The sequence below is a fragment of the Dechloromonas sp. H13 genome (genome assembly GCF_009469615.1).
In the GTDB taxonomy this organism is placed as follows: domain Bacteria; phylum Pseudomonadota; class Gammaproteobacteria; order Burkholderiales; family Rhodocyclaceae; genus Azonexus.
The window spans coordinates 685,856-697,714 of the sequence record NZ_SSXX01000002.1; the positions used below are offsets into that span (position 1 = coordinate 685,856).

The window sequence follows — 11,859 nt, forward strand, 5'->3', positions numbered from 1 at the left end:
ACCTGCTCGAGAGCATCGCGCGTGTCGTCTATCGCCTGAATCTGGTAACGGGGCGTTTCGAGTACATCTCGGGCGCCGCGACGACCCTGTTCGGGCTCGAACTGGACACGGTGCGCAGTGCCGGCATGGAACTCGTCGGCCGCCACATGCTGCCGGGCGACTACGAGGGGGTGTTGGCCCGCATCGCCGAGGTCGCCGCCGGTCGCCCCGGCCAGCGCGCGTCGCTGGTCGTCCACTATCGGCTGGTCGGCGCCGACGGCCGGACGCGGCATTGCCACGATTCGATGATGCTCGAGGTCGATGCCGAGGGTCGGCCGCTGGTCGCCTTCGGGGTCGTCGTGGACGTCAGCGAGCAGGTGCTGGCCGAGGCTGCGATGCATGAAAGGGAAGCGCAGTTCCGGTCGACCATGGAGGCTGCGCAGGTCGGGATCTTCGTCCTCCAGGACGGCCTGTTCCGCTACGTGAATCCCTATCTGGTCGGAATTTTCGGCTATGCGGAAGAGGAACTGATCGACCGCCTCGGGCCGCTCGACCTGATCGTCCCCGAGCAGCGCGACATGGTGCGCGAGCAGATGCGGCAGCGGGAAGCCGGCGCGCCCGGCAAGCCCTACGAACTGACGGCAGTGCGCAAGGACGGCAGCGAGTTTCCGGTCATGATCCTCGGCTCCCCGGCAAGCTACGACGGGCGGCCGGCGTCGGTCGGCACGCTGCTCGACATCACGGCGCAGAAGGATGCCGAGCGGCGCGCCCGCGAACTGGCCGATTTCGACCCGTTGACTGGCCTGCCGAACCGCCGCCTGCTCAGCGACCGCTTCACCCAGCTGCTGGCCGCGGCCGAACGCGATGGCTCGGAGCTGGCGCTGATCTTCCTCGATCTCGACCACTTCAAGCGGGTCAACGATTCGCTTGGCCACAGCGTCGGCGACGAACTGCTGTGCGCGGTCGCGCAGCGCTTGTCGACGGTGGTGCGCAAGGTCGATACCCTGGCCCGCCTCGGCGGCGACGAGTTCATCATCGCCTTGCCCGGCATCCGGGCCTCGGCGGCGGCCGAGGTCGCCTGCCGCCTGCTCGACGTCTGCGCCGCGCCCTTCGCGGTCGGCGGCCACGACCTGACGATCACACCATCGCTCGGCATCAGCCTCTATCCGGTCGACGGCAAGGATTTCGAGGCTCTGCTGCGCAACGCCGATGCCGCCATGTACAAGGCCAAGGAGGCGGGGCGCAACGCCTTCCGCTTCTATTCGAGCGAAATGAACGTGGCGACGCTCAAGCACCTGCTGATGGAGAGCGGCCTGCGCCGCGGGCTGGGCGCCCGCGAATTCATCCTGCATTACCAGCCGCTGGTCCATGTCGAGAGCGGCGGCATCATCGGCGTCGAGGCACTGATTCGCTGGCAGAATCCCGAGATCGGGCTGGTGCCGCCGGATCAGTTCATCCATGTCGCCGAGGACATCGGCCTGATCAACCCGATCGGCGACTGGGTGCTGCGCGAGGCCTGCCGCCAGGTGCGCGCCTGGCAGGATGCCGGCCTGCCGCCGCTGATCGTCGCTGTCAACGTTTCGCCGATCCAGTTTCGCCAGCCGGGCTTCGTCGACACGGTGGCCAACGCGCTCGCTGCCTCGGGGCTGGAGGCACGTTTCCTGGAGCTGGAACTGACCGAGCGCACCGTGATGCAGGATGCCGAACAGACCCTGAGCACGCTGTCGGCGCTCAACAACATGGGCGTCGAGCTGGCGGTCGACGATTTTGGCACCGGCTATTCGTCGCTCGCCTATCTGAAGCGCTTCCCGGTCGGCAAGCTCAAGATCGACCGCTCCTTCGTCCGTGACCTGGAAGTCGATCCGGACGACCGGGCGATCGCCTCGACCATCCTCAGCATGGGCCGCGGCCTGCGCCTCAAGGTGCTGGCCGAGGGGGTCGAGACGAAAGAACAGTATGCGATTCTGCGCAGCATGGGCTGCGAGCTGGTGCAGGGCTACCATTTCAGCCGCCCGCTGCCGCCCGAGCAGTTCGTCGCGTTCCTCCGGAAATACGGATTGGCCAACAAGGGATAGAACATGGAAACCAGCGTCATCAAGGTCGGCGGCATGAGCTGCCAGGGCTGCGTCAAGAACATCACCGGCGTGCTGACCGGCATCGCCGGCGTGGCGAGCGCCGAGGTTTCGCTCGAGGCGGGCGAGGCCAGGGTTGCCTACGATCCGCAGGCGGTCGCGCGCAGCGCGCTGGTTGCGGCGATCGAGGATGCGGGCTTCGATGCCGAGTGAGTTAAACTGCGCTACAGGCAACAAACCGAGAGAACAGCCGTGTCCGAAGAAAAGATAAAACTCACCGGGCTCTCCCATGGCGGCGGCTGCGGCTGCAAGCTCGCCCCCGGCGTGCTGCAGAAGCTGCTGGCCGGCGTCAGGCCGGGCATCATCCCGCCGCAACTGCTGGTCGGCACCGAAACCAGCGACGATGCGGCGGTGTACCAGATCAACGAGCACCAGGCCATTGTCGCGACGACGGATTTTTTCATGCCCATCGTCGACGATCCCTACGATTTCGGGCGCATCGCTGCGACCAATGCGATTTCCGACGTCTATGCCATGGGCGGCACGCCGCTCTTCGCGCTGGCGCTGGTCGGCATGCCGGTCAGCGTCCTGCCGCTCGACACCATCGGCAGGATCCTCGAGGGCGGCGAAGCGGTGTGCCGGGCGGCGAGCATTCCGATTGCCGGCGGCCACACCATCGACTCGGTCGAGCCGATCTACGGCTTGGTCGCCATCGGCCTGGTCAATCCGGCGCACCTCAAGCGCAACGCCGGAGCCCGGCCCGGCGACCGCCTGATCCTCGGCAAGCCGCTCGGCGTTGGCGTCTATAGCGCGGCGCTGAAGAAGGAAAAGCTGAGCGAGAGCGACTACGAGAACATGATCGCCAACACCACCCAGCTCAATACCCCCGGGCCGGTGCTGGCCTGCCTGGACGGCGTGCATGCGGTGACCGACGTCACCGGTTTCGGCCTGCTCGGCCACCTCATGGAAGTGTGCAAGGGCAGCGGGGTGCGGGCCAATGTCGAATTCTCGGCCCTGCCGTTGCTCGGCCGCGCCCTGGAGTTCGCCGATGCCGGCTATGTGACCGGGGCTTCGGGACGCAACTGGGCCGGCTACGGAGAAGCGGTGCAGCTGGCCGCCGGGCTGGGCGACAACGAACGGGCGTTGCTGACCGACCCGCAGACCTCCGGCGGCCTGCTGGTGTCGTGCACGCCGGATACGGTCACGGAAGTCCTCTCGATCTTCCTGCAGCAGGGTTTTTCGCATGTTTCGGTGATCGGCGAGATTGTCGAGGGCGAACCGGCCATTGTGGTTTCCTGAAACGGGGAGGGGGTCATGAACACGATCCACCGGATGTTGCGCTGCATGATGCTGCTGGCCGTCATCCTGGCGCCGTGGCCCTTGCTGGCGAAGGAGGCGGCGGCGCCGGAAGCGGTCCTGACCATCGCCAACCGCGACATCGCGACCTTGCGCATGACGGCGCTGGGCGGGTCGCCGGAACTCCGCGTCAGGCGCATCCACGAACGGCTCCGGCAACTCGACGAGAATGAGCTCTCGAAGCCGATCACGCGTTCGCACCTGACCATCGAGGGCCAGAAGGGCGTCGTCTATTCGATCGGCGAACGGAATATCTTCGTTCTCTACGAGGGCGACCTCGATCCCGAGGAGAAGATGGGTCTCGAAGAGACTTCGCAGCAGGTCGGGAAACGCTTCGAGCAGGCCATCGCGGCGCTGATCGAGCAGGGGCACGGCCCGGTCGTCGCCCGCGGACTGCTCTTCTCCATCCTCGCCACTGCCCTGATGGTTGTCCTGCTGTGGGGCATCCGCAAGGCCACCACGCTGGTCCTAGATCGCCTGCAGGAAAAGGTCCTGTCGGCCAACGAAGACACCCGGCTGCGCTGGGCCGCCCAGGGCTGGCTGCTGGTCAAGCGGATCGCGCAACTTCTTTTGTTGACGCTCTGGCTGTCCGTCGCCTACCTGTGGTTCACCTATGTACTGGCCAATTTCCCGCTGACCCAGCCGCTCGCCGAGCGCCTGTCCGGTTTCCTGGTGAACATGCTGGAGGGATTCGGGGAAGGGCTGGTCACCTCGGTGCCCGGACTGCTGACCGTCGGCGTCATCCTGTTCATCACCAAGGCGGCCAACGATGTCGCCGGCAACGTCTTCCAGAACGTCTATCAGGGGCGCTCGCTGATTCCCGGGGTGCACCGGGATACCGCGCACGCCACGCGGCGGCTGCTCGGCGTCCTGATCTGGGCGGTCGGCATCGCCATCGCCTATCCCTACCTGCCGGTCGCCGACAGCGAAGCGTTCAAGGGCCTGTCGGTGATGTTCGGCTTCATGCTGACGCTCGGTTCGGCCGGCATCGTCACGCAACTGATGAGCGGCCTGGTGCTGATCTATTCGCGGGCGCTCAAGGTCGGCGATTTCGTCAGCATCGGCGAAGTGACCGGCGTCGTGAAGGAGATGAGTGCCCTGTCGACCAAGATCATCAACATGCGCAACGAGGAAGTGACCATCCCCAACGCGGTCTTGGTGAATAACCCGATCAAGAATTTCACCGGGGCCGCCGGCGAACGCGGTACACTGATCTCGACGACGGTGACCATCGGCTACGACACGCCGTGGCGCCAGGTGCACGCGATGCTGATCAACGCCGCTGAACGGACGTCCGGCCTGCGTAGCCAGCCCAAGCCCTTCGTCATGCAGAAGGCGTTGCAGGATTTCTATGTCGAATACGAGATCTACGCCTACGTCGACCGCCCGCTGGAGCGCATCCAGATTCTCTCCGAGTTGCATTCGCAGATCCAGGACGAGTTCAATACCTACGGCGTCCAGATCATGTCGCCGAATTTTGTCCTCCAGCCGAAGAACAACGTCGTCGTCGGCAAGGAGCAGTGGTTCGCCGAACCTGCCGAGAAACCCTGATTTTCCTTCCGCGCGATCCCGACGATCGCCTGACGGTTGTTTCTGAAATGTAAATGCGATATATTCGCATTTGCATTGATGAACCAGCCAGCCACAGCGCCCAGCCAGCAAGGTTCCAGAAATAGCTGTTTGAGCCTGCCTGTGGCGAATTTCCCTCGTCTGGCAATCAGGCGGCCGCCTGCGCGGTCACCATGAATCTCGAACGGCATGTTCGGCCAGCCAGCCATTCCGCCAGCCAGCCTCCCCAATTGACTAGCTTGAGGAATGCCTGTGAAGAACAAGAGGGTAAAAGCGAAAGCGCCTGCGCTTTCAACGTCGGCCGCCCCCGGGGGAGCGGCGGAAAAAAGGAAATTGTTGCCGCTCGGCGCGATGGTCGTCGCCAGCCTGCTCGGTACCACCGAAACGGTTCGCGCCGAGGAGGAAAAGACCCTGTCGCCGGTCACCGTGACCGCCACCGCCGAGCCGCAGGATGGTCTGCGCGCCACTCGGACCCGGGTCGGCCGGGTCGTCCAGGACCCGCACGATGTGCCGCAGTCCGTCGTGACCGTGACCCGCTCGCTGATGGACGACCAGGACGTCAACACGCTACGCGAGGCCTTGCGCAACGTGCCTGGCATCTCGTTCAACGCCGCCGAGGGCGGGCGCTCCGGCGACAACATGATGCTGCGCGGCTTCTACACCTTCGGCGACATCTACCTCGACGGAATCCGCGACACCGCCCAGTACAACCGCGAAACCTTCAACCTGGAACAGGTCGATGTGCTGCGCGGCGCCGCCGCCATGCTGTTCGGCCGCGGCCAGGCGGGTGGCGTGATCAATCAGGTCAGCAAGACGCCGATGCTCTACGGCATCAATTCGGCCGGCGTCGGTGTCGGTACCCATGGCTATGCCGCGTTCAACGCCGACATCAACCAGCGTTTCGGCGAAACCAGCGCCATCCGCGTCAACATGATGGCGCGCGAGGAGGACAGTTCGCGTTCCAATCCGGTGTCCGGCACGACGCCGAACATCCAGCGCGCCGGCTTCGCGCCGAGCGTTTCCTTCGGGCTGGGTACCGAGCACGAACTCAACCTCAGCTACTACTACCTGATGACCAGCGACCGCCCGGACTATGGTGTGCCGTTCGCCACGAATCGGCGGCCGAACGAGAGCTATGCGCAATCCGGCGCCTACTGGGGGGTCAATGGCAATTTCGACAACAGCGACACCAATATCGCCACCCTGAACTACCTCTACCGGATTTCGCCCGACACCCAGTGGCGGACGGTGTTGCGCGCCGCCAACTACAAGCGCTCGTACTGGGCGGTGGCGCCGCAGGGCGGGGCGCCGACGCAGTACAGCCTGGCCTCGCAGGCCAAGACGCGCGAGACCGATACCGACAACGTCGCCTTCCAGAGCGATTTCAATACGACCTTCACTGCCTTCGGCATGAAGAACGAGTTCCTTGCCGGCTTCGAATACCTGTACGAGGACAGCAAGCGCTGGGCCCTGCGCAACCAGGGCACCGCGACCCGGCCGATGTACCGGTCCGGGGACTTCACCGGAGCGCCGAATACCTATAACGGCAACAGTTACGCCATCTTCGCGCAGGACACGCTGGAGTTCGTCAGCGACTGGAAGCTGCTGGTCGGCGTCCGCCGCGACGAGATTCGCGCCGACTACGTTTCGGTCACCGGCAACAGAAGCAATGCCTTTTCCGGCGACTTCGGCGAATGGAGCTATCGCACCGGCCTGTCGTGGCAGCCGGATGCGACGCAGCATTACTATCTGAGCTACAGCGACACCTTCAGCCCGACCGCCGACCTCTACCAGCTTTCCGGCAGCGCCTACCCGCCGGAGCGCGGCAACGTCGCCGAACTGGGCGCCAAATGGCTGCTGCTCGACGGCGACCTGGCTTTGCGCACGGCGCTGTTCACCGCCGAAAAGACCTGGGAGCGCAGCACCGACCTCGACTCGCCGCAATATTCCATCCTGACCAAGAAGCGGCGTACCAACGGCGTCGAACTCGAAGTCGCCGGGCGCATCACCGACAAGTGGGAAGTATTCGGCGGCGTCGCCTTCATGAGCGCCGAGATTCTCGAGGTGGCGCCCGGCGCCAACCGCAATTTCCTGCACCAGACCCCGCGCAACACGCCCGAGCAGACAGCCAACCTGTGGACCACCTACCGGCTGTTCGACGGCTGGCGGATCGGCGGTGGCTTCGAGGCCAAGAGCGAACGCTACGGCTACAACCCGGCGGGCGGCGGTACGGCGGCATTCAATCCGAACGTCGCGCCCGGCTACGTGCGCTGGGACGCCATGGTGGCCTACGAGCAACCGAAGTACAACGTCAAGCTCACCCTGCAGAACCTGTTCGACAAGCTGTATTACGACGCAATCTACGACAACGGCGGCTTCGTCTACGTCGGCCAGCCGTTCCGCGCCATCCTGAGTGCCGAATACAAGTTCTAGGCGCATCACCCACCCAGCCCCCGTCGCCCTGTGTGGCGGGGGCTTCTGCTTGAGGAAGCCATGCTGATCACCATCGACGACGTCCTGACCCCGGAAGAACTGGCCACCGCCCGCGACCTGCTGTCGCGGTCGACCTGGTCAAACGGGCAAATTACGGCCGGCCTGCAGGCGGCCAAGGCCAAGAACAACGAGCAACTGGCCGAAGACGCCGAACATCTGCCCGCCCTGCGCCGCCTGGTGCTCAGGGCGCTCGGCCGCAACGCCATGTTCTTCACCGCGGCGTTGCCGCTGAAGATCCTGCCGCCGTTCTTCAACCGCTATGCCGGCGGCAGCAACTACTACGGCTTCCATACCGACAACGCCATGCGCCAGCTGCCCGACGGCAGCGGCTATGTGCGCGCCGACGTCTCGGCGACGCTCTTCCTCTCCGACCCGGACGAATACGAGGGCGGCCTGCTGACCATCGAGGACACCTTCGGCAAGCACGGCGTCAAGCTAAAGGCGGGCAGCATGGTCGTCTATCCGTCCACCTCGATCCACGAGGTGGCGCCGGTCACGCAAGGCGCGCGCCTCGCCTGTTTCATGTTCATGCAGAGCATGGTGCGCGACCCCGGCCAGCGCCGCCTGTTGTTCGACATGGACATGGCGCTGCTCGGCCTGCGCGAAACGCACGGCGACACCGACCCGGTGGTGCGCCTGACCGGCTGCTACCACAACCTGCTGCGCCGCTGGGCCGACAGTTGATGTTCCAGGCGCCACTGCTCGACGGCATCCCGCGCGAGATCGCGGCGGTCGCCGATTACGAAGCGTACGCCCGCCGCCGGCTCGACGACAACGCCTGGGCCTACCTCGACGGCGCTGCTGGCGACGAGCTGACGCGTGCCTGGAACCGCACCGCCTTCGACAGGCTGGCCCTGCTGCCGCGCGTCATGAGCGACGTCGCCGGCGGCCACTGCCGGACGACACTGTTCGGCCACGACTACCCGAGCCCGGTGCTGCTGGCGCCGGTCGCCTGGCAGAAGCTGTTCCATCCCGAAGGCGAGCGGGCCACCGCCTATGCCGCCGCCGCGCTCGGCGCCGGGTTCATCCTCAGCACCCTGGCCAGTTGCACGATCGAGGAGGTCGCTGCGATGTCCCGCCAGGCCGGCGACGGTGCGCGCTGGTTCCAGCTCTACCTGCAGCCCGACCGCGGCCTCTCCGGCGAATTGGTGCGGCGCGCCGAGGCCGCCGCTTACGCGGCTATCGTGTTCACCGTCGACGCGCCGCTCAGCGGCATTCGCAACCGCGAACAGCGCGTCGGCTTCCAGTTGCCGCCCGGTGTCGACTCGGCCAACCTGCTGCGGTCGACCGCCGAAAACGGGCAAAAACCGCCGCCCGGCGGCAGTGCCGTGTTCGACGGCCTGATGCGCCACGCGCCGACCTGGCGCGACCTCGAATGGCTGCTGGCGACGACGCGCCTGCCGGTCATCGTCAAGGGCGTGCTGCACCCGGATGACGCGGCGCGCGCCGTCGACCTCGGAGCCGCCGGCATCGTCGTCTCCAACCACGGCGGCCGCACGCTCGACACGCTGCCGGCCAGCCTCGACGCCCTGCCGGCCATCACCCGCCGGATCGAGGGCCGCGTGCCGATCCTGCTCGACAGCGGCATCCGGCGCGGCAGCGACATCTTCAAGGCGGTCGCGCTCGGTGCCTCGGCGGTGCTGATCGGCCGCCCCTACATCCACGCGCTGGCCGCCGTCGGCCCGCTCGGCATTGCCCACGTGTTGCGCCTGTTGCAGGACGAACTGGAGGCAACGATGGCGTTGTGCGGTGTCGTCCGCCTCGAGCAGATTACCGCCGAACATTTGTACGACCATCCCGCAAGGAGAAGCAACGCATGAAAATACGCCTTTCGCTGATCGCTTTCGCGCTGGCTGCCGCCAGCTTTGCCGCCCCGGCGCAGGACAAGGTGCTCAATCTCTATTCCGCCCGCCACTACCAGACCGACGAGGCGCTCTACGCCAACTTCACCCAGCAGACCGGCATCCGGATCAACCGCATCGAAGGCAAGGAAGAGGAACTGATGGAGCGCATCAGGAACGAGGGCGCCAACAGCCCGGCCGACGTCTTCATCACGGTCGACGCCGCGCGCCTGGCCAAGGCCGACGAGCTCGGCCTGTTCGCGCCGGTGAAATCGAAGGTGCTGGAAACGCGCATCCCGGCCCACCTGCGCACCGCCACCTGGTTCGCCTTCTCGACCCGTGCCCGCGTCATCATCTACAACCGCAGCGCGCTCAGGGCCGAGCAGGTGCAGACCTACGAGTCGCTCGCCGATCCGCAGCTGAAGGGCAAGCTGTGCAGCCGTTCCGGCGCCCATCCCTACAACCTGTCGCTGGTGTCCTCGCTGATCGCCCATGATGGCGAGGCGCAGACCGAGGCCTGGGCGCGCGGCGTCGTCGCCAACTTCGCACGCGCGCCGAAGGGCGGCGACACCGACCAGATCAAGGCGGTCGCCGCCGGTGAGTGCGGCGTCGCGGTGTCCAACACCTACTACCTGGCGCGCCTGGTCCGTTCCGACAAGATCGACGACCGGCGCATGATGGAGCGCGTCGGCATTGTCTGGCCCAACCAGGCGACGACCGGCACCCACATCAACATCTCCGGTGGCGGCATGGTCAAGACCTCGAAGAACCAGGAGGCGGCGGTCAGGTTCCTCGAATACCTGGCAAGCGACGAGGCGCAGCGATATTTCGCCGACGGCAACAACGAATGGCCGGTGGTCGACGGCGTCGTCACCAACAACCCGGCGCTGACGGCGCTCGGCAAGTTCAAGGCCGATCCGCTGCCGATCGGCATGCTGGCGAAGAATATGGTCGCCGCGCAGATGGTGCTCGACCGGGCAGGGTTCCGTTGAGCAGCGGGGCAGGCCAAACGAAAACGGGAGCCGCGGCTCCCGTTTTTTGCTGTCTTCGGCGATCCGTCAGGCGGCTTCGCGCAACAGGACCTTGCCCGGCTTGCCGTTGCCGCCGTTCGCTTCCTGCAGGCATTCGTGGGCGCACGAGGCGCAGCGGCCGCAGTCGCGCGTGACGCCGAGGTCGCGGCGCAAATCCTTCAGCGTGCGGGCGCCGCCCTGGGCGGCTTCACGAATCTGGCGGTCGGTAACGGCCTGGCAGACGCAGACGTACATTCCGGAGCTCCTGCTGTTTATGTAAATGCGAACAATTCGTATTTTATTGAGGTGAGAATGATTGTCAACAACAATTTCGCGGCGACCGGGCCGTCGTGATTTTGTGCCATTTCCGACAGTCGACCGCAGCCGTCCACCCGTGCAGCAATAGACGGGCCAGCCGCGAATCGAGCGGCCGGAAAATGAAAAAGCCGCAGGCGGGCTGCGGCTTTCTGGCGGATGGGCAGGGCCTGCGGTCAGTCGCCGCTCGGCTCCATGTGCGCCTGCAGGTAGTTGGGCAGGGTCACGTCGACGATCAGGGTCTGCTGAGTCTCCAGCCAGTCGATGGCTTCCTCGCAGTGTTCGAGCAGGTCTTCGAGCAGGTCGCGGCTGACGTAGTCCTGCAGCGTTTCGCACAGGGCGATGGACTCGACCAGCAGCGGGCGCTGGATTTCGCGCTCGTACTTGAGGTCGCCGGCCAGGCATTCGACGACGTCCTCGCCGATCATCAGCTTGCCGAGGTTTTGCAGGTTGGGCAGGCCTTCGAGGAAGAGCACGCGCTCGATCAGTTCGTCGGCCTCCTTCATGACGCGGATCGACTGCTTGTACTGGTAGTCGTTCAGCTTCTCCAGTCCCCAGTTGCGGAACATGCGGGCGTGCAGGAAATACTGGTTGATCGCCGTGAGTTCGTTCTTGAGCACCTTGTTGAGGGCATCGATGATCTTCTTGTCGCCTTTCATGGTCGCTCCTTACGCCGGGGTATCGGAGCCCATCTGGCTCTGCTGGTAGTTCTGCAGGCCGACCAGGTCGATCAGGCCGATCTGCTTTTCGAGGTAGTAGGCGTGGTCCATCTCGGTGTCTTCCAGCTGCACGCCGAGCATGTCGCGGGTCACGTAGTCCTGGGCCTTCTCGCAGGCGGCCATGGCCTTCTTGAGCTCGCCGACGACATGGTATTCGACGTCGAGGTCGGCCTTGAGCATTTCCGGCACGGTCTTGCCGATCTTCAGCGGCGCGCGCTTGGAGAGGTCGGGCTTGCCTTCGAGGAACAGGATGCGCTGGATCAGGGCGCGCGCATGCTGGCGCTCGTGGTCGGATTCGTGCAGTGCCTTCTCGGCCAGGCGGGCAAAGCCCATGTCGGCGTACATTTCGCCATGAATCAGGTATTGGTCGACTGCGGTCAGCTCGCCGGCCAGCAGGCCGTTGAGGATGTCGATGATTTTCTTGTCGCCTTTCATGTGCTTCTCCGGAAATCGTGGGAAATTCGGCTGGCTGGCGAAATCGGCTGGCTTGCCGGAGCAACCATTC

Annotated in this window: 11 protein-coding genes; 8 read left to right on the top strand and 3 right to left on the bottom strand. The window is 65.3% G+C overall.

Features of this window, described 5'->3' with window-relative positions:
- The first annotated feature begins 41 nt into the window (after nucleotides 1–41).
- The 8 genes from GH660_RS07925 to GH660_RS07960 all read left to right on the top strand — a co-directional run bounded on the left by GH660_RS07925 (nucleotide 42) and on the right by GH660_RS07960 (nucleotide 10,302).
- A complete protein-coding gene (locus tag GH660_RS07925) occupies nucleotides 42–2,054 on the top strand; it encodes a bifunctional diguanylate cyclase/phosphodiesterase (protein ID WP_255478798.1) in 2,013 nt (670 codons plus the stop codon).
- A gap of 3 nt (nucleotides 2,055–2,057) precedes the next feature.
- Nucleotides 2,058–2,264, top strand: coding sequence for a heavy-metal-associated domain-containing protein (locus GH660_RS07930; protein WP_153146093.1), 207 nt, complete (start codon nucleotides 2,058–2,060; stop codon nucleotides 2,262–2,264).
- A 39-nt stretch (nucleotides 2,265–2,303) separates the two neighbouring features.
- Nucleotides 2,304–3,350: a selenide, water dikinase SelD gene (gene selD, locus GH660_RS07935; RefSeq protein WP_153146094.1), complete on the top strand. Its 1,047-nt coding sequence runs from the start codon at nucleotides 2,304–2,306 to the stop codon at nucleotides 3,348–3,350.
- Between the two features lie 15 nt (nucleotides 3,351–3,365).
- A complete protein-coding gene (locus GH660_RS07940) occupies nucleotides 3,366–4,958 on the top strand; it encodes a mechanosensitive ion channel family protein (RefSeq protein ID WP_153146095.1) in 1,593 nt (530 codons plus the stop codon).
- Between the two features lie 351 nt (nucleotides 4,959–5,309).
- Nucleotides 5,310–7,409, top strand: coding sequence for a TonB-dependent siderophore receptor (locus GH660_RS07945; protein WP_228276403.1), 2,100 nt, complete (start codon nucleotides 5,310–5,312; stop codon nucleotides 7,407–7,409).
- A 60-nt stretch (nucleotides 7,410–7,469) separates the two neighbouring features.
- Complete coding sequence (locus GH660_RS07950) at nucleotides 7,470–8,153, top strand: Fe2+-dependent dioxygenase (protein ID WP_153146097.1); 684 nt, start codon at nucleotides 7,470–7,472, stop codon at nucleotides 8,151–8,153.
- Nucleotides 8,153–9,289 carry an alpha-hydroxy acid oxidase gene (locus tag GH660_RS07955; RefSeq protein ID WP_153146098.1) on the top strand — a complete coding sequence of 379 codons (1,137 nt, stop codon included), beginning with the start codon at nucleotides 8,153–8,155 and terminating at the stop codon, nucleotides 9,287–9,289. The genes GH660_RS07950 and GH660_RS07955 overlap by 1 nt, the downstream gene beginning before the upstream one ends.
- Nucleotides 9,286–10,302: a Fe(3+) ABC transporter substrate-binding protein gene (locus GH660_RS07960; RefSeq protein WP_153146099.1), complete on the top strand. Its 1,017-nt coding sequence runs from the start codon at nucleotides 9,286–9,288 to the stop codon at nucleotides 10,300–10,302. Before GH660_RS07955 ends, GH660_RS07960 begins: the two co-directional genes overlap by 4 nt.
- A 66-nt stretch (nucleotides 10,303–10,368) precedes the next feature.
- Here the strand turns inward: GH660_RS07960 and GH660_RS07965 are convergent, their stop codons facing one another.
- The 3 genes from GH660_RS07965 to bfr (GH660_RS07975) form a co-directional block, all read right to left on the bottom strand.
- Nucleotides 10,369–10,575, bottom strand: a complete 207-nt coding sequence (locus GH660_RS07965; protein ID WP_153146100.1) for a (2Fe-2S)-binding protein — start codon at nucleotides 10,573–10,575, stop codon at nucleotides 10,369–10,371.
- Nucleotides 10,576–10,811: 236 nt separating this feature from the next.
- The gene (gene bfr, locus GH660_RS07970; RefSeq protein ID WP_153146101.1) at nucleotides 10,812–11,294 is read right to left on the bottom strand and encodes a bacterioferritin; all 483 of its coding nucleotides are present in this window, start codon (nucleotides 11,292–11,294) and stop codon (nucleotides 10,812–10,814) included.
- A 9-nt stretch (nucleotides 11,295–11,303) separates the two neighbouring features.
- The gene (gene bfr / locus GH660_RS07975; protein ID WP_153146102.1) at nucleotides 11,304–11,789 is read right to left on the bottom strand and encodes a bacterioferritin; all 486 of its coding nucleotides are present in this window, start codon (nucleotides 11,787–11,789) and stop codon (nucleotides 11,304–11,306) included.
- Nucleotides 11,790–11,859: the final 70 nt, after the last annotated feature.